Origin of the sequence: Zafaria cholistanensis, assembly GCF_008580665.1 — a bacterium.
Taxonomy (GTDB): Bacteria; Actinomycetota; Actinomycetes; order Actinomycetales; family Micrococcaceae; genus Zafaria; species Zafaria cholistanensis.
In genome coordinates this window covers 108,316-126,392 of record NZ_BKDJ01000005.1, presented here as the reverse complement: position 1 = coordinate 126,392, position 18,077 = coordinate 108,316, and the positions used below count along the sequence as shown (strand labels likewise).

The 18,077-nt window shown below is 72.3% G+C and carries 14 protein-coding genes; 9 read left to right on the top strand and 5 right to left on the bottom strand.

Going from position 1 to position 18,077, the window contains the following annotated elements:
* Positions 1 to 214 precede the first annotated feature (214 nt).
* Complete coding sequence (locus tag NCCP_RS06540) at positions 215 to 2,173, top strand: hypothetical protein (protein ID WP_149956440.1); 1,959 nt, start codon at positions 215 to 217, stop codon at positions 2,171 to 2,173.
* A gap of 49 nt (positions 2,174 to 2,222) precedes the next feature.
* On the opposite strand, the gene NCCP_RS06535 is transcribed toward NCCP_RS06540, so the two are convergent.
* Positions 2,223 to 2,528: a hypothetical protein gene (locus NCCP_RS06535; RefSeq protein ID WP_149956439.1), complete on the bottom strand. Its 306-nt coding sequence runs from the start codon at positions 2,526 to 2,528 to the stop codon at positions 2,223 to 2,225.
* A gap of 30 nt (positions 2,529 to 2,558) precedes the next feature.
* Between NCCP_RS06535 and NCCP_RS06530 the strand changes: the two genes are divergently transcribed.
* Positions 2,559 to 3,401, top strand: a complete 843-nt coding sequence (locus tag NCCP_RS06530) for a DUF1684 domain-containing protein (RefSeq protein ID WP_149956438.1) — start codon at positions 2,559 to 2,561, stop codon at positions 3,399 to 3,401.
* Positions 3,402 to 3,458: 57 nt separating this feature from the next.
* Here NCCP_RS06530 and NCCP_RS06525 read toward each other — a convergent pair whose 3' ends face one another.
* On the bottom strand, positions 3,459 to 4,622 hold the full coding sequence (locus tag NCCP_RS06525; protein WP_149956437.1) for an acyl-CoA dehydrogenase family protein: 1,164 nt from the start codon (positions 4,620 to 4,622) through the stop codon (positions 3,459 to 3,461).
* 18 nt (positions 4,623 to 4,640) lie between these two features.
* Entirely contained in the window at positions 4,641 to 5,420 is a 780-nt protein-coding gene (locus tag NCCP_RS06520) for an SDR family NAD(P)-dependent oxidoreductase (RefSeq protein WP_149956436.1), read from the bottom strand.
* A 251-nt stretch (positions 5,421 to 5,671) separates the two neighbouring features.
* On the opposite strand from NCCP_RS06520, the gene NCCP_RS06515 reads away from it, so the two are divergent.
* Entirely contained in the window at positions 5,672 to 6,787 is a 1,116-nt protein-coding gene (locus NCCP_RS06515; RefSeq protein WP_149956435.1) for an NADH:flavin oxidoreductase/NADH oxidase, read from the top strand.
* A gap of 28 nt (positions 6,788 to 6,815) precedes the next feature.
* Here the strand turns inward: NCCP_RS06515 and NCCP_RS06510 are convergent, their stop codons facing one another.
* On the bottom strand, positions 6,816 to 8,297 hold the full coding sequence (locus NCCP_RS06510) for a DHA2 family efflux MFS transporter permease subunit (RefSeq protein WP_225873722.1): 1,482 nt from the start codon (positions 8,295 to 8,297) through the stop codon (positions 6,816 to 6,818).
* Between the two features lie 101 nt (positions 8,298 to 8,398).
* Here NCCP_RS06510 and NCCP_RS06505 point away from each other — a divergent pair, with 101 nt between their 5' ends.
* Both NCCP_RS06505 and NCCP_RS06500 read left to right on the top strand, forming a co-directional pair.
* A complete protein-coding gene (locus NCCP_RS06505) occupies positions 8,399 to 8,938 on the top strand; it encodes an NUDIX hydrolase family protein (RefSeq protein ID WP_149956433.1) in 540 nt (179 codons plus the stop codon).
* Between the two features lie 9 nt (positions 8,939 to 8,947).
* Complete coding sequence (locus NCCP_RS06500) at positions 8,948 to 9,796, top strand: DUF6707 family protein (protein WP_149956432.1); 849 nt, start codon at positions 8,948 to 8,950, stop codon at positions 9,794 to 9,796.
* Positions 9,797 to 9,845: 49 nt separating this feature from the next.
* On the opposite strand, the gene NCCP_RS06495 is transcribed toward NCCP_RS06500, so the two are convergent.
* Positions 9,846 to 11,039, bottom strand: coding sequence for an FUSC family protein (locus tag NCCP_RS06495; RefSeq protein ID WP_225873721.1), 1,194 nt, complete (start codon positions 11,037 to 11,039; stop codon positions 9,846 to 9,848).
* A 250-nt stretch (positions 11,040 to 11,289) separates the two neighbouring features.
* Between NCCP_RS06495 and tgt the strand changes: the two genes are divergently transcribed.
* The 4 genes from tgt (at position 11,290) to NCCP_RS06475 (ending at position 17,936) form a co-directional block, all read left to right on the top strand.
* Positions 11,290 to 12,594, top strand: a complete 1,305-nt coding sequence (tgt, locus tag NCCP_RS06490; RefSeq protein WP_172627323.1) for a tRNA guanosine(34) transglycosylase Tgt — start codon at positions 11,290 to 11,292, stop codon at positions 12,592 to 12,594.
* 116 nt (positions 12,595 to 12,710) lie between these two features.
* Positions 12,711 to 13,811, top strand: a complete 1,101-nt coding sequence (locus NCCP_RS06485) for a hypothetical protein (protein WP_149956430.1) — start codon at positions 12,711 to 12,713, stop codon at positions 13,809 to 13,811.
* Positions 13,812 to 13,846: 35 nt separating this feature from the next.
* The gene (locus tag NCCP_RS06480; protein WP_149956429.1) at positions 13,847 to 16,816 is read left to right on the top strand and encodes an FAD-binding and (Fe-S)-binding domain-containing protein; all 2,970 of its coding nucleotides are present in this window, start codon (positions 13,847 to 13,849) and stop codon (positions 16,814 to 16,816) included.
* Positions 16,817 to 16,901: 85 nt separating this feature from the next.
* Positions 16,902 to 17,936: a helix-turn-helix domain-containing protein gene (locus NCCP_RS06475; protein ID WP_149956428.1), complete on the top strand. Its 1,035-nt coding sequence runs from the start codon at positions 16,902 to 16,904 to the stop codon at positions 17,934 to 17,936.
* The last annotated feature ends 141 nt before the right edge of the window (positions 17,937 to 18,077 follow it).

Genomic DNA, 18,077 nt, shown 5'->3' with positions numbered 1-18,077 from the left:
TGCCTGGAGGCTACTTGCCCGGAGGCACCCTGCCCCGAGCCGGTGCGCTCCTGTGGTCGACACGGAGGGCGGCCCTGGGGTATGTAACTGGTAACACTGCGGGTCTTTCCCCCGTGGGTCCCGGCCCTGCCCGGAATGGGGTTGGGTACGCTGGCCGGGTTGGTTCTCACGGGGGTCATGGCCCTCCGGGTGCGCAGGAAAGGGGTCCTTTCACATGACTGACACGTCGGATGAACCGTCGGCCGCTGCCGCGGCGCTGGAGCGGCTGAGGGCCGGGCGCCCCGCCCCCGAAGCCTCCCGCGACTCATCCCCAAATTCATCCCGCGACCCGCAGCGGCCGTCCACGCGGATGCCGCGGTTCCACCAGTCCCGGAGGCAGGGCCCGGCCACGCCGGACGGGGCATCGGCTGCGGGATTCCGGCACCTGGCGGCGCGGCACGGCCCGCATGAGCCCTCCGGCGAGCGGGACGCCAGCCGCATCAGCGACTGGCTGGACCACCTCCCCGAACCGGACTGGCACAGGGTCAGCGACCGGCTGCTGGCCCTGCCCGGCCGGATGGGCCGGCGCGTGGGCGCAGCGGCTGCGCAACGACGCCGGAAGGCGGCCGAGCGTGCCGCCGCCCGGGACCACCACGGTGCGGCCGGCCAGGAAACGGCCCTGCAGGAAGACGCCCTCCAGGAAACCGCGGACCTGGAGGACACCGCCGACCTGAAGGCCCGGGACCGGGCCACCACCCGCGCCCTGCAGGTGCGGGCCCTGCAGGAGCATGTGCTGCAGGACCGGGTACTGCATCACCATTCGGCCCTGCCCGCCCCCCGCCCTTCCGGCCCAGCCCCCGCCAGCCCAGCCCCCTCCGGCCCAGCCCCCGCCAGCCCAGCCCCCGCCAGTCCAGCCTCCTCCAGTCCGGCCTCCTCCAGTCCGGCCCCTTCCACCCCAAGCCCGTCCGCTCCGTCGCGGGCCCCGGCCCGCAATGCGGGGGCCACCCCCTTCCAGCCCCAAACCCAGGCCAGGGCCTTGGCCGCCCGGCGGCAGGAGGCCCGCTTGGCCGCGGCCGAGAAGGCTGCGCTCGCCGCTGTCCGCGCCCGGCAGACAGAGCATGCCCGACAGGCAGAACATGCCCGGCAGGCCGGCGCCGGACTCCCGGACCGCGCCGCGGGACCGGCGGATGCGGAGCCGCTGGGGGTGCTGGTCGAGCGGGCCCGGGAAGCGATCGTGGCCGCGCAGGCGGACCAGGCCCCCGTTCCCGCGCCGCAGCCGGAGGAACCCCGCCCCGTGTGGGTGGAGGAACAGTCCAATCCGGTCTACATCCCGCCCTACAACCTTCCCTCGAACGAACCGGACCCGGAGGAGATCCCGCCGGACGGGCGCCGCCGCAAGGTGGTCGCCCTTTCAGTGGCCCTGGCGTTCCTGCTGGGGCTGCTTGGGCTGGGCGCCTTCGGCGGCGGCGGTCCCCATACCGTCCCGGAGGGTGCGTTCGACCCCGATTTTTCCCTGCTCTCCCCAGCCCGCGGGGCGCTGCTCATCTGGCCGCTGGTGTTCCTGGGAATGGGCGTCCTGGCGTGGTTCCAGTGGCAGCTCGGACAGCGCTCCTCCGTGCGCCAGCGCTCGGTCGGGTACCCCGCCGCGGCGGCCGCCCTGCTGGGCGGCGTCTGGCTGGTTTCCGCCCGCGCCGGCTTCGTGTTTTTGGCCCTGCTGGCCGCGGCCGCGGCGACCGGCGCGCTGGGCTACTGCCTGCGCCGGCTCAACGACCGCACCGCCCGCACGCCCCGGGAACGGCTGTGCCTGGACGCTCCCATTGCCCTCTACTTGGGGTGGATGCTCACGGTGTTGCCGGCCACACTGGGGGTTTGGGCCACGCACCTGGGACTGCCGGCGGTGCTGGGCGGTTCGGGTTGGGCGGCCCTGACCCTGGTGGCCTCGGCATGGGCGGCGCTGACTTTCGCGCTGAGCGAGCGCAGCCGCATGGCGGTCGCGGCCGGTTTCGCGTGGGGCCTGTTTTGGATTATGGGCCAGCGCCTGCTCGGAGAGCAGCAATCCGCGGTGGTCGCGATCACCGCCAGCATGTGCGCCTTTGTGGTGCTGCTGAGCGCGGAGAGCCGCCGCTACCAAATCGCCCATGCCGAACGGGTGGCTGCCCGCCGCCGGGCAGCTGCCCTGGGCCAGTGGCCGTAGCCTGCGTTCCGGACCCTGCTCCTGCTCCTGCTCCTGCTCCTGCCGGACCCTAGACCGGGACCCACCGGCCCCGTACCCGCCGCAGCACGGCCAACCGCTCCGTGGCAGCGACCGCCTCCACGGCTGCCCGCATCAGGGCAGCCGATTCGCGGGCCGTGCGGTTCTCGGCATCCCGCTTCGGCTCCTCGACGGTGAACCGCAGGGTGATGCGGGGGATCCCGGCCACGATGTCCACCTGGTTCGCCTCCACGTGGTGGCGCGCGGAGATCGCGGCGACCGCGGTCTCCATCACGGCCTCGGGCCGCTGCCCGGGGCGCAGCCCGACGATGTTGAGTTGGGCACGGAAAGAGGGCATGCCGACCAGCCTACTGGCACACTGGAGGGCATGGGCGATGAGGATTCCTGGAAGCGTTGGCGCCGGCTCCGCGAGGAGGGCCTCGCGGCTGAGCACGGCTGGCTGACGGTGACCTCCTACCAATGGCTGCCGGAGTCCCCGGGGCCGCTGGAGGGACTGCCTGGACTGTGGAGCGCGGGACCGGCCGGACCGGGGGACGGGAAGTACGACGCCGGAATCCCCGTCGCCAGGCTCACCGCCGCCGCGGCGGACGGGCTGGTGGACGGGGACGGTCCGGGAGCCCCGGTGGTGGGCACGCTGGTTCGGGCGGTCGGGGAGGGCGAGTCCGTTCACTGGGTGCGCCACGGCTCCACGCTGGTGGAGCTGGGGCTGCGCGGCGGGCGGTACATGGTGCGCACCCGCGAACGCGATTCGGCGGCCCGGGCGGCGTTCCGCGGGATCCCGACGTTCGCCTACGCTCCGGAATGGGTGCTGCGCGGGAGGTTCGAGCCCTACCCGACGGAGCGCGAGGTCGACGTGGCTTCGTTCCGGGCGGACACCAGGCTCACGGTGCTGCTGGCCGGCGAGGTGGTGTTCGAATCCGGAGGACGGGAGTACCGGCTGGCGGCGGCGGAAGCGGCCAACGGCGGGCTGACGGTGGCCTTCCATGACACCACCAACGGGGTGGACACCCCGGCGTGGCGCTTCCTGCCGCTGCAGCCGCCGGCGCCCGACCCGGCGGGCGGGTGGAGCGTGGACCTGGATTTCAACCGTGCGCTCGACTACCCGTTCGCGTTCACCGGGTATGCCGTGTGCCCGGCCCCGCCGGAGGGCAATCGGCTGGATTTCGCGGTCACTGCCGGAGAGAAATCCCCACAGCAGCCGCTCCCCTGACCCCAGGGCCCCCGGGTGTTTCCGGAGGGCCGGGCTCCGGCGCCGGAGGCGTCCGGTTCAGGAGAACGCCGAGATGCCGGTGACCGCGCGGCCAACGATCAGCGAGTTGATCTCGTAGGTGCCCTCGTAGGTGTAGATCGCTTCGGCATCGGCGAAGACCTTGGCCATGCGGCGGTCGGTGAGGATCCCGTTGCCGCCCAGCATCGCCCGCCCGAGGGCTACGGACTCGCGCATGCGCGCGCTGCAGTACGCCTTGGCCAGCGCCGCCTGCGCCATGTCCGCCGCACCCCGCTCCTGCAGCTGTGCCATCCTGGCCATCATCGCCATCGAGGCGGTCGCGTTGCCGAGCATCTGCACCAGCTGTTGCTGGACCAGCTGGAAGGCGGCGATGGGCCGGCCGAACTGCGTCCGCTCCAACGCGTACGCGCGGGCGACCTCGAACGCGGCCAGCTGCTGCCCCACGGCCTCCCATCCCACCATGATCCGGCTGGAGCGCAGCAGCTCGTTGGTGTCCGCGAAGGAGTCGATGCCCGGGAACCGGTCCGCCTCGGCCACCCGCACGTCCTCCAGCACGATGTCAGCGTTCTGCACGATCCGCAGCGCCGCCTTGTGCTCAATGCGGGTGGCGGTGAATCCCGGCAGGGTGGTGTCCAGGATGAAGCCGCGTACCTGCCGGGTGTGCTCGTCGGCGGCCCAAAGCAGCATGTGGTTGCAGAAGGTCCCGTTCCCGATCCAGCGCTTGCTCCCGTTGAGGATCCAGTGCTCCCCCTCCCGGCGGGCCGTGGTTCCGAGCCCGCGGGCCACGTCGGAGCCGTGGCCCGGCTCGGTGAGCGCAAACGCGCCGGTGGTGCGCAGCGCCGCCGCGTCGGCCAGGTACCGTTCGCGCTGCCCGTCGGTGCCGAAGGCGTGCAGCGACTCGACGAAGAGGTCGTGGTGGATCATGAAGAACGTCGCGAGCGACGCGTCGGCCCGGGCCAGCTCGGCAATCACCAGTCCGTGGAACAGGTGGGAGTACCCCCGCCGCGTCGGCGTGCCGACCGCCAGGTCCCCAAATGGGCCCAACAGGTGGGTCGGGAACTCCTCGCGGTCCCACCAGCCCGGCGCGTAGGGGAGCACATGCTCGGCCAGGAAGGCCCGCACCTGTTCCAGCTTCCGCCGCTCGTGCGGGACCAGCCCGGACTCGACGTCCAGGAAATCCGCCGCCGGCAACCGCTCCCCCATCGCGTTTCCCGCCTCCGCCTACCGGGGTGCCATCCGGATCGCGCCGTCGAGCCGGATCGTCTCCCCGTTGAGCATCTGGTTCTCCACGATGTGGGCCACCAGCGCGGCAAACTCCTCCGGCCGGCCCAGCCGGGAGGGGTGGGGGACCGTCGCCGCCAGCGCGCCCGTCACCTCCGCCGGCAGCCCGGCCAGCATCGGGGTCTTGAACAGGCCCGGCGCGATCGCGACCACGCGGATCAGGTGGTGTGCCAGTTCGCGGGCGGCCGGCAGGGTCAGTGACGCCACCGCCCCCTTGGACGCCGCATAGGCCGGCTGGCCGATCTGGCCTTCGAACGCGGCCACGGAGGCGGTGTTGACCACCACCCCGCGTTCGGCGGTGCCGGTCGCCGGGTCCGTCCACGGGTCGGTGGCGGCCATTGCCTCCGCGGCCAGGCGCAGGACGTTGAACGTGCCGGTCAGGTTGATGCGCACCACGCGGTCGAAGTCCTCCAGCGGCAGCGGGCCGTTCCGGCCCAGCACCTTGCCGGGGGTGGCAATGCCGGCGCAGTTCACGGCCACGCGCAGGGGTCCCAGCGAGGAGGCCAGCACGACGGCGGCCCGTATTTGGTCCTCGTCCGTCACGTCGGCGGGGACGAAGCGCGCGCGGGGGCCCAGGGCGTACGCCGCCTTGGCTCCCGCGGCGGAAGGCAGGTCGACCAGCACCACGTGGGCCCCGGCATCGTGCAGTCTTCGGGCGGTGGCCGCCCCCAGGCCGGAGGCTGCTCCGGTCACGATCGCACTGGCTCCATCGATCAGCATCCTCGCCCTCCCCGCGGGTCGGCACCGGCCGTCGGCCGGTTGGCCGCGGCAGGCGTTACGCGGCAGTCTAGTGCGGCCCGCGCCCTGCCGCCATCGCCCTGCGGGCCCTGGAAAGTGGTGCACACCCGGCCGGCTCGCCTGCAGGGCGCCGGGTTCCTGGGCGGAGACGTGGCCTTCCCGCCCGAGGCCCGTCCTGCCCGGGAACGTGGCTGCCGGGAATAGCCCCTACCCACGGCGGGTTGGCACCTGACATGAGTCTTCTCTTCGAACCCGCCACTCTTACCGCACCCGCCGGTCACGGCCTGACCCTGCGCAACCGTGCCATGCTGGCCCCCATGTGCCAGTATTCGGTCACCGCCCGGGACGGGCTGCCGCACGACTGGCACCTGGTGCATTTGGGCGCGCGCGCCGCCGGCGGGTTTGGGCTGGTGTTCACCGAGGCGACCGCGGTGGTCCCGGAGGGGCGGATCTCCGACCAGGACACCGGCATCTGGAACGACCTGCAGCGCCAGGCGTGGGGCCCGGTGGTGGGCTTTATCCATTCCCAGGGGGCGGCTGCCGGTATCCAGCTGGCGCATGCCGGGGGCAAGGCCTCCACCTACCCCTGGCTGCCGGCGCATGCGGCGAGCGGGTCCCGCGGCACCATGCCCTACGACGAGGGCGGCTGGCAGACGCTGGGTCCCTCCGAAACGGACATCTTCGGGCTGGCGTCCCCCCGGGAAATGACGGTTGCGGAGATCGAGGCCTCCGTGCAGGCTTGGGCCGCCGCGGCCGCGCGGGCGGACGCGGCCGGCTTCGACGTCGTGCAGATCCACGCCGCCCACGGCTACCTGATCCACCAGTTCCTGTCCCCGCTGACCAACCACCGCACCGACGCGTACGGCGGCAGCTACGCGAACCGCACCCGCTACGTGCGCGAGGTCGTGGCCGCCGTGCGGGCCGTATGGCCGGCGCACAAGCCCCTGGCCGTGCGCCTCTCCGGCGACGACTGGGTGGAGGGAGGCTGGAGGGTTTCCGACACGGTGCTGCTGGCGCGCGAGCTGCGCGAACTCGGGGTGACGCTCTTTGACCTTTCCAGTGCCGGCATTGGACCCTTCCACGGCCCCACCGGTCCCGGATTCCAGGTTCCGCTGGCGGCCGCGGTGAAGTCCGCCCTGGCGGGAACGGATTCGTTCGTGACGGCGGTGGGGCTGATCACCGCCCCGGCCCAGGCCGAGCACGTGCTGGTCAGCGGCCAGGCCGACGGCGTGAGCATCGGACGCGCCGCGCTGGTGCAGCCGAACTGGGCCGCCGTTGCCGCTGCCGAGCTGGGGGTCGCCGGCGACCTGGTCCCCCGGGCGCCGCAGTATTGGCGCGCGGCCTGGTAGTGGCCGCGGCCTCGGCCGGAGGCCGGAGTCAGTGGGCGGCCGGGGCCGCCTGCCCCACGTGGGGCTGCGGCTCCGCCGCGGACTTCTTCAGGAAGACGCCCAGCAGGAGAACGCCCGCGGACCCAACCGCCGCGGCCGCGAAGCCGAGCTGCAGCCCCGCCACCTGGGCGGCGGGGGCCTCCGCTCCCCCCGCGGCGGCCGTGGCTGCACCGGCCACCATCAGGGCCACCAGCAGCGCGGTGCCGGCGGCCCCGCCCAGCTGCTGCAGCGTGCTGAGCAGCGCGCTGCCGTGCGAGTGCAGCCGATGCGGCAGCGGGTTCAGGCCGGTGGTGAACGCCGGAGTGAAAATGAACGCGAAACTGGCGGACATCAGCACGTTGAGCGCCAGCACCCACCCGATCGGGGTGGAACCGTCCAGGCGCGCGTACTGGGTGAGCACCACCACCAGCACCAGCGCTCCGGGCACCACCAGCGGCCGCGGCCCGAAGCGGTCGTAGAGACGGCCCACGAACGGGGCCAGGACACCCATGAGCAGCCCGCCCGGAAGCAGCAACAGCCCCGTGGCCAAGGTGTCCAGGCCGCGCACGTTCTGCAGGTACATCGGCATCAGGATGATGGCGCCGAAGAGGGAAACCATCGTCAGCACCATCAGGAGCAGGCTCAGCGTAAACGGGCGGTAGGTGAACGGGCGCAGGTCCAGCAGCGCCGCGTTGCGCCTCTGCAGGCGCAACTGCAGGGCCACGAACCCCGCCAGTGACACGACGGAGGCGGCGAGGGCAACCAGCGCAGCCGGGTCCGGAGAGACCGGTGCCGCCGTGCCGGACCCGTGCCCGCCGCCCAGCTTGGACAGCCCGAACACCAGCCCGCCGAAGCCGGGCACCGACAGCAGCACCGAGCCGATGGACAACCGGCCGGCCGGCTCCGCGTTGGTGCCGGGCAGGCGCGGGGCCCCGATGAACAGCGCCGCCAGCGCGATCGGGAGCACCAGCAGGAACATGAACCGCCAGGTGAGGAAGTGCAGCACCAGGCCGGACAGCGTGGGGCCGATCGCCGGGGCGACGGAAATCACGATGCTTACGTTACCCATGACGACGCCGCGCCGGGACACCGGGACCAAATCCAGGATCGTGGTCATCAGCAGCGGCATCATGATCGCCGTGCCGCTGGCCTGGACTACCCGCGCGGCCAACAGGACCGCGAAACCGGGGGCCAGCGCGGCCAGCAGCGTGCCGGCGCTGAACAGCCCCATGGCCAGCAGGAAGGCACTGCGCGTGGAGAACCGGCGCAGCAGGAAACCGGTGGCCGGGATGACCACGGCCATCGTCAGCATGAATGCCGTGGCCAGCCACTGCACGGCTTCCGCGGAGACGGAGAACTCCACCATCAGGCGCGGCAGGGCCACGTTCATGATCGTTTCATTGAGGATCACCACGAACGAGGACAACAGCAGGACCCCGATTGTGGCGACTTCCCGCGGGGAGAGGCGGTCGGGGATCTGGGATGAGGGCACGGGCCATCCTGTTCCGGGCGGGCCGGTCGGGCTGCCCGTGGGGGGAGGGGGTCCCTTACATGGTATCCGCCCCTGCCCGGCCCAGATGGTAAACATAGGGTATGAACGTGCGCACACCGGACCCCAATCCCGGCTGGCTTTCCTCCGAGGACCTCTACGAGGCCCGCCGCCGCTTGCCCATGGTTTACGTGGAGGCGTTGCCGGTGCGGCTGGACCCGCTCGGATACGTGTCCGAGATCGGGCTGCTGTACCAGGCCACCGACTCCGGGCAGATGATGCGCACCTTCGTCTCCGGCCGGGTGCACTACCGGGAGACGATCCGCGCGGCCCTGGTCCGGCACATCGAGAAGGACTTGGGGCCGATGGCCATGCCGCAGCTGCCGCCCAGCCCGGTGCCGTTCACGGTTGCCGAGTACTTCCCCTCGCCCTCGGAGACGGGCCTGACGGATGACCGGCAGCACGCCGTGTCGCTGGCCTACATCATTCCGATGCGCGGCGAATGCAGCCCCCGCCAGGATGCCCTGGAACTGACCTGGCTGACTCCGGAGGAGGCGCTGAGCCCGACGGTGCAGGAAGAATTCGCAGGCGGGCGCGGTAACCTGGTCCGCCAGGCCCTGGCCCACATGGGCTGGTACCACTAGGGGTTCCCCATGGCTGCGCAGTCCTTTGTCCGCGGCGTCCGTGCCGAGAAGGTGGTGGCGGGCAACCGTTTCATCACCCGCACCGGCACGCCCAGCCCCCCGGTGGTGTCCGTCCGCACGATCCACGACAGCTTCGGCACCCCGGCCATGGTGGAGGCCAGGCTGGAGGGCGGACGGGCGGTGCGTATCGCGTACGGCTCGACCATCCGCGTGCACACCAACGAACCTGCCCCGGAGCCCACCCTGGAGGACCTGCCCGCGCACGCGGCTGACGGCTCCCCCGAGGCGGTGCTGGTGGCGGCCGCACGCGAACACCCGGAGGATCCCCGCGTGGTGGCCGCGGTGGCGCGGCTCAGCCGCGGCCTGAACGTGAAGTCGGGCGCCCACCTGCACGATGTGGCCGAACTGGCCCACCTGCTGTTCGTTGAACTGGACGACCGGGAAAGCGCCTGGTGCGTCCTGGGCCTGCTGACCGGGCTGGAATTCGACGGGAACCTGGGACGCTGGAAGCACGTGCAGTCGGCGCTCGCCCTGGCCGCGTTCCTCTCCGACCAGGACGGGGATGCGGCCGCCGCGGCCCACTTCGGGTCCCTGCTGCGCGCGGCCGACACGGCGGAGGACCCGGCCCGCGCCCGGCTGGAGGCCGAGGTGCTCCAGCGCCGGTTGGACAATCCCGACCTGTTCGACCGCGAGATCCGCCGCGCGGCCGCGGCCGGGAACACCGACGCCGAGCACGTGTGGCGCAACCGGCGCCTGCGCACGCTGCTCTTCCTGCGCGCCCACGGCGGTTCCCGGACGCTGGACGCGGACGAGCTGGGCCGCCTGGTCCAGCTCGAGCTGGACGCGCTGCGCGCCTGATCCGACGGCCCTGCCCGGCGGGCGCGGCCAGGCGTTGCCCGGGCGCCGGCTAGGCGCTGTCCAGGCCCAGCCGGCGCCGTACCCGGCGGGCATAGGCTGCGCCGGCCAGCACCACGCCGATGCCGACGGTGGCGCCAATCACCGTTTCCAGCATCCGGTCGTGGAGAAGGCCCACGGAAAGCCCCGCCCCCAGGGACGTGCCCACCAGGGCCAGCGGAGTCACGAACACCTGCGCCCAGAAGTAGTTGCGGGTGATCAGCATCTCGGTGGCGAACTGCATCAGCCCCATGAGCAGCACCGCCGCCCACGGATCGGGGTCCACGAGGATAACCGCGCCCATCAGCAGCAGGCCGGCGAGCGTGCCCAGCACCCGGTGGACCCCCCGAACCACCTGGTGGCGGGTGGTCTGGCCGACCAGGGGAACCACTGCGGCCACCATCGCCCAGTAGTTGTGGCTGGTGGAGAGCACCGGGGCCAGCGCGGTGGCCAGGGAACCGGCCAGGCCGGCGGCGAGCAGGTGTTCGAACGACTCGGTCCGGAGGGCCCGGCGCACCAATGGGGTCAGTGGGGCCTGCGGTGTCCGGACCCAGGGGGTACGGCGCCCCGGCAGCAGCCAGCCCGCCAGGCCGATCGCGACGGAGAGCAGCACGGCCAGCGCCACCGCCGCGAGGGATTCGCCCAACGGAGGCAGGGCCGGCAGGGAGGCGATCGCCGCAAAGGCGAAGATGTGGAAAAGGGACCCGCCGGGACGGATGCGCAGATGCGCCGCCGCCAGCGCGCAGGCTCCGGCCACCACCGTGGTCAGGCCCACCAGCGTCCAGGGTCCGGAAGGGGTGCCGTGTTCCACCAGCAGGGCAGAGCTGAGCCACGCCGCCAGGACCACCACCCAGAACAGGGCGCCGGCGCGCAGCTGGGCGTTCAGCCGGTCCCGGTGCCCCTTGACCCGCCCGTACACGCCAGTGAAGGCCCCAAAGACCACGAACACCGCCAGGTCCATCCGGCCGGTCACCACCAGGAAGGCCAGCGGCAGGAACACCCCCAGTGCCACGCGCAGGGCAATGAAGTGGTCCTCGTCGGCGGGGGCCAGCCGGAACATGGCCCGCCAGGCGAAGGACGGCGCGGCCCGCTCCCCGCCGGCCCGCTCCCCGCCGGGCTGTCCCGGCCTGCCGCCCGGAACCTGCTTACCGGTGGAATGGCGGTGCCTCAAGCCGGGGCGGGCAGGGAAGGACTCGGGGACGTTCATCCACCAAACGCTACGTCCCGCCGTGTCCGTGGCGCCGCCGGAACCCGGCAGGTGTGACGGATCTGTCCGGGAGCTGTGACCAAGCCGTCGGGCGGCTGTGACGCACCCCATCCACCCCGGGGCATGGGGCAAAATGAAGGGGATGCCTTCACACGCCGATTTCCTCGCCACTCCGCCCCAAGGTATTCCCTCGCCCCACGCGGCGCCTCGGGACGTGCCACCCCTGAAGGCGCCGCCCCTGGACGCGTCCCTGGCCGGACACGCGCCGCCGGGAGCCGCAGCGGACCCTGCTGTCCGGCCGCATCCGCGCCAGGGGGAGTTCGGTTTCACGGTGGGCACGCGCCTGTGCCGTCCCGACGGCTCCCCGGCCCTGGGCCGCACCGGCACCATCACCACCCCGCACGGCAGGATCCGCACCCCGGCGTTCGTCACCGTTGGCACCAAGGCCACCGTCAAGACCGTGCTGCCCGAATCCGTGAGGGAACTCGGCGCCCAGGCAGTGCTGGCCAATGCCTACCACCTCTACCTGCAGCCGGGTGCGGACGTGCTGGACGAGGCCGGGGGCCTGGGCGCCTTCATGAACTGGGACGGGCCCACTTTCACCGACTCAGGCGGCTTCCAGGTGATGAGCCTGGGCTCCGGGTTCAAAAAGGTCATCGACATGACGGCCGTGGAAACCTCCGGCGCGGACGATGCCGTCGCTCCGGGCAAGGAGCGGCTGGCCAATGTGGACGAGGACGGAGTCTGGTTCAAGTCCCACCTCAACGGGGATATGCACCGTTTCTCCCCGGAGATCTCCATGGGGGTGCAGCACCGCATCGGTGCTGACATCATGTTCGCGTTTGACGAGCTGACTACCCTGCACAACTCGCGCAGCTACCAGGTGGAGTCGTTGGAGCGCACCCGGCGTTGGGCCGAACGCTGCATCGCCGAACATTTCCGGCTGACTGACGAGCGTGCGCACAAGCCGTACCAGGCACTCTTCGGGGTCATCCAGGGAGCCCAGTACCGGGACCTGCGCCGCAAGGCCTGCCTGGACTTGGGCGCCCTGCCCTTCGACGGGTTCGGGATCGGCGGGGCGCTGGAGAAGGAGAACCTTGGGACCATCGTGGGGTGGTGCTCCGCGGCCCTTCCGGAGGACAAGCCGCGGCATCTGCTGGGCATTTCCGAGCCGGACGACCTCTTCACCGCGATCGAGAACGGCGCTGACACCTTCGACTGCGTCTCCCCCACCCGGGTGGCCCGCAACTCCGCCTTCTACACTCCCCACGGGCGCTTCAACCTCGCCGGGCAACGGTACAAGAGGGACTTCACGCCGCTGCAGGAAGGGTGCGACTGCTACACCTGCGCCAACTACACCCGCGCGTACATCCACCACCTGTACAAGGCCAAGGAAATGCTCTCCCACACGCTGATCTCCATCCACAACGAGCGCTTCGTCGTGCGCATGGTGGACAACGCGCGCGAGGCTATCGGGAACGGCACCTTCTTCGAACTCAAGGAGCGGACCCTGTCGGCCTACTACGCCGGGAAGCCGGACCCCCAGGGCCCCTAACCTGCCGTCTCTCCGAAAACCCCTTGCCAAGCCCCAGGTTCCCGGCAGTAGGATCCGGATAATCGCACCGTCCGGGCGATGCGGCCAGGGGATCCATAGGGCCGCGCAGGGGGAACATGGGGGGATCCACATTGCGCTGCGCCTTTATCCGTCCGGCAGCGGCCGTCCTGGCCGGCGTCGCGCTGCTTCTGGGCACGGCCGCCTGCGGGACCCCGGCGCCCCGTGCCGCCGCCGAATCCGCTGCCGAATTCGCTGCCGCACCAGCCCAGGCGCCCGTGGCCCGGGCAGCCTTCGCCTCCGCCGTCCCCGCCGGCGCTCCAGGGGCCGCCAGCCTCGCGGCGACGGCGCCCGCCGCCGCCGAGCTCGGGCTGAAGTTCGGCAAGATCCCCGACCCGCTCGTCAAGGTGGGCGGCACGGGCACGGTCCGGCCCGCGACGGTCACCGTCGATGCCGCCGCGGGCGAGCTGGTTTCACGGCGGGTGACGGTCAAGGGCCTCCCCGGAGCCGCGGACAGGGCCTCGGTGGCGGTGCGGGCGGGAACCTACTCGGTCACCACCACGGCCAAGGTGCGCAGCCGCCTGGACGGCAAGGCCTACTCCTACGCCTCGACGCAGAAACTTACGGTCCGCCCGGCCCTCCGGGTCGCGGCACCCAGGGTCTCCGGCAATACGGTCCGGCCCGCGGTAACCGCCGCCCCGGGCGCCAAGGTCACCTCCCGAAGGATCACGGTCACCCGCAACGGCAAGACGATCAAGCGCAGCGTTGCCTCCGCAACGCTGCCCAAGGGCACCTACAGGGTGAAGACCACGGCCAAGTACCGGTTCACCGCCACTTCCACGGCGCCAGCCGCGTCCGCCGGCACCGGGATCGGCGCCACGTGCCGGGTCGCCGGCCTGGGAACCCTGCGCTACGGCAGCGTCGAAAACTACGTCGAGGGCAACCACCGGGAAATTGCGTGGACCTGCACCGGCGGGTTCGACGGCACCCTGGCCGGGAACGGATACTACTTCCCGGACACCAGCGGCGCGTCCGAAGCCCACGCGGACCGCGACTTCGTCTTCCACCTGGAAGACGGCCCGGCGTCCTTCAGCCTCTACAACGCCAAGGTCGGCACCACCTTCAGGCACACCCTGAAAGCCCCCCGGGACCTCTACCGGACCACGGCGCGGAAAGTCTCCGGAACCACCAGCACGACCCACACAGTCAGGGTTCCCTGACCGGGCCCGCCGCGGAGGTGTGGTAGACCCGAACCATGCCCTCATTCACCGACCTGCTGGCCGCCGCCGGCCTGGATGCCGACACCTCGGCCCGCCGGCTGGCCGAGTACTCATACGACGCCTCCAACTACCGCGTGCCGCCGTCCGCCGTCGTCTTTCCCCGCAGCGCCGGAGACGTCCTGGAGGTCCTGGCAGCCTGCCGCGCCACCGGCACCCCCCTGACCGCCCGCGGCGGCGGCACGGGGATGGCCGGCAACGCGATCGGTACCGGCGTCGTCCTGGACTTCTCCCGGCACCTGGACGCGCTGGGCCCGGTGGACGAGGCGGCCGGCACCGTGCAGGCCGGCGCCGGCGCCGTGCTCTCCCGGCTCACCGGGCACGTCGAACGGGCCACGGGAGGCCGGCTCACCTTCGCCCCGGACCCGTCCTCGCGTACCCGGGCCACCGTCGGCGGGGCGCTGGGCAACGACGCCTGCGGCAACCACTCGGTCCGCCACGGGCGCACCTCAGACCACGTCGCCGAACTGGACCTGGTCACCGCGGACGGTTTCCGGCTCACCGCCGGGCGCGGCTTCCTGCGCGCCACCGACCCGGACGACGGCGCCGCCGCGGCCCGCGCGGACCAGCTTGCCCGGGAGCTGCAGGCACTGGTCCGCGAGAACCTCGCCCCGCTGCGCACCGAACTGGAACGCATCCCGCGCCAGGTCTCCGGCTACCACCTTGCGGCGCTGCTGCCCGAGCACGGGTTCGACGTGGCGCGCGCGCTGGTCGGTTCCGAGGGCACCTGCGCCGTGGTGGTCGGGGCGCGGATGCGGCTGGTGGAGAAGCCGGCCAGCGCGCTGCTGGTATGCCTGGGCTACGCCGACGTGGTGGAGGCGGCCCGCGACGTCCCCGAGATCCTTACCTTCAACCCGGCGGCGGTGGAAGGGATCGACGATGCGATCGTGCAGACCATGCGCTTCCGCCGCGGGGCCGACTCCGTAACCGGACTGCCCAACGGCAAGGCCTGGCTGTATGTGGACCTGGACGGGGAGGACCCGGAGCAGGTGCGGGCCCAGGCCGCCGCGCTGCTGAGCCGGCTCCGCACGGCCGGACGGCTCGTGGACGGGTGCGCCGTGCCGGACCCGGCCGAACGCGCCTCGCTGTGGCGGGTGCGCGAGGACGGCGCGGGGCTCTCCTCCCGCCTGCACACCGGCGGGGAGTCCTGGCCGGGCTGGGAGGATTCAGCCGTCGCCCCCCAAAACCTGGCCGACTACCTGTCCGACTTCCGCCTCCTGCTGGAGCGGCACGGGCTGCAGGGGGTCATGTACGGGCATTTCGGCGCCGGCTGCATGCACATCCGCATCACCTACGACCTGCGCAGCGAGGCCGGCCGCGCGGTGTTCCGGGCCTTCAGCCGCGACGCCGCCGACCTGGTCGTGGCACACGGCGGCTCGCTCTCCGGCGAGCACGGCGACGGCCGGGCCCGCTCCGAATTCCTCCCGGTGATGTACTCGCCGCGGATGCTGGAACTGTTCGCCCGTTTCCGCCGCATCTGGGACCCGACGGGGCTGCTGAACCCCGGCGCCCCGACCGACCCGCCACCCATTGATGCGGACCTGGCCCTGGCCGGCGTCCCGGACCGGGAATGGCGCACGCACTTCGAGCTGCACCCGCGCGGCGCGGGCCAGCGGGTTCCCACGGGCCATGACCCGGGCAGCGCCCCGGCCGGGCTCGACGACTGGACGCACGCGGTGCAGGGCTGCATCGGCGTGGGCCGGTGCCGATCCGACGCCGGCGGGTTCATGTGCCCCAGCTACCGCGCCACCCGGAACGAGAAGGACTCGACCCGCGGCCGCGCCCGGGTCCTGCAGGAGATGGTCCGTGGCGCCCGCACCGTGGCGGAGGGATGGCGCTCGCCGGAAGTCCTGGAGTCGCTGGACCTGTGCCTGAGCTGCAAGGCCTGCTCCACCGACTGCCCCGTCGGCGTGGACATGGCCACCTATAAGGCTGAGTTCCTGTCCCACCACTACAGCGGCCGGCTGCGTCCGGCCTCGCACTACTCGCTGGGCTGGCTGCCCCGCTGGCTCCGGCTCGCCGGGCCGATCGCCCCGCTGGTCAATGCGGCACTGGCGACCCCGCTGCGCAGGCTGGCGCCGCTGGCCGGCGTCACGGCGGCCCGCCCGCTGCCGGATTTTGCGCCCGCCTCGGCCTGGCGCGCGGCGGTGCACGACGCCGGGGTGCACGACGCCGGGGTGCACGACGCGGGGGCGCGGCCTGCCCGGTCCGCTGCCCCGGACGCCACCGAAGGGGCAGCGGAGGGGACCGGCGCCGTGCTGTTCGTGGACACCTTCACGCGCGGTTTCCGGCCGGAAGTGGCCGGTGCCGCGGCACGGGTGCTCGCCGCCGGCGGCCCGGTCGAATGTGCCCCCGACGCCTGCTGCGGACTGACCTGGATCACCACCGGGCAGCTGGGCACCGCGAAGAGAAAACTCGCCGGCGCCGCCGCGGCACTGGACGACGGCACGCAGCGGCCCATCGTGGTGGTGGAGCCCTCCTGCGCCGCGGCGCTGCGCAAGGACCTCCCGGAACTGGTGCCCACCGACCAGGCCAGGCGGGTGGCCGCCCGGGTGCGCAGCTTCGCGGCCCACGCGGGGGATCTGGCGGCTGCGGGGCGGCTGCCCGAACCCGCCGCGCCGCTGCCTGCGCAGGTGGTGCTGCAAACCCACTGCCACGAATACGCCACGTTCGGGGCCGGCGTGCAGCGGAAGGTCCTCGAGGCCGCGGGGGTCTCGGTGCGCGAGGCCAGCGGCTGCTGCGGCGTCGCCGGGAACTTCGGTTTCGAATCCGAGCACTTCGCGCTGAGCATGCAGGTCGCCGAGCAGTCTTTCGCCCCGGCCCTGCGGGAAACCGGCACGGGAACGCCGGTGCTCACCGACGGGTTCTCCTGCTCGCGGCAGGCCGCCCAACTGGATCCCGGACGGCCGGGCCGGCACCTGGCCCAACTGCTGGACCCGGGGCCCTGAGGAAACCCCTAAAACTCCGGCTGGGGGCAGCCATGGCTGCCCCCAGCCGGGTTGGGAAATTGCCAACACTGGCTAGAATTTTGGAATGAACACTGGAATCGGGACTCGCGTCAAAATGGCCATCGAGACTCTCGGGACCGTCACGCAGTCCGAGGTGGCCCGGCGCGTGGGCATGAGCCGGGACGCGTTCAACCGTTCCGTCAACGGCCAGCGGACCTTTGCGCCGGTGGAGCTCGGGCGGATTTCCCGTACCTTGGGCGTGTCGCTGCATTGGCTCGTGACCGGGGACCCGCAGCCCGCGTTGGCTCCCGGGGACTCCATCCCCGATCCCGTGACAGCCACCGTGGCGTATCCGGCAGCCGCGTACCGGCAGGTGCGCCTGGTTCCCCCGTGGACGCTGAACACGAGTACGTCCATGCGCAGCGCCCCCGCCGAGGCCGCCGCCAGCGCCCGTTCCCTGGCGGTTGCGGCGGCGGGCGAACGCTTCATCGAGGACCTGCCGGCAGCCCTGGCCGCGGCGTTCGGGCTGGACATCTTCATCCTGCAGGGCGGCCCCGAATTCGACGCCCGTGCCGTCCATCTGGACCATTCGGCCTACGTGGCAGTCCGCGGCACGGGAATGTGGTTTGCCGCCAATTACGCCTTGGCCCGCGAACTCGGCCATCTCCTGCATGGGGAGTTCCCGCCGATCGACGCGCGCACCTCCGCCACCCGAGGATGGGCCGACGACTTCGCTGACCACTTCCTGGTCCCGGACGACCTCCTCGGACCGGCCATCGGCGAGGCGGACACGGCCGCACTCGGCGCGCTCCTGTGGGACACGGGCGTCTCCGCGGAGGTCCTGCGCCGGCGGATCGCCGCCGTCGCTCCAGGGTCCCGCGCAGAGGCTGCGCTTGGCTGGCACACCACGCTGGCCCTCGTCGCGAACCACATCGAAGGCTTCTCCGGGCAGTCCCGCGCCAACGTCTACCGCGGGATCCGGGTCCCGCAAAAACTGCTGGAGGCACAGCTGGAGGCGGTGGGCCGGGGTGAAGCCGACGGGCACGTCCTGGCCTGGATGCTGGATGTTCCGCTGGAGGAACTTGCCCCGCGCCCGGGCATCAGAGGTGGGCGGGCCTAGGAGGGCAGACCCGGTGGCGGGCAGGAGGCCGGCGCGGGCAGGAGGCCGGACCTGCCGGCATCAGCCGCAGAGCACGCGGAAGGGGGGGGGCGGCCATTAGACCGGCCCCCCCCAACCCCGGGTGTGTTGAAAGGACCCCCC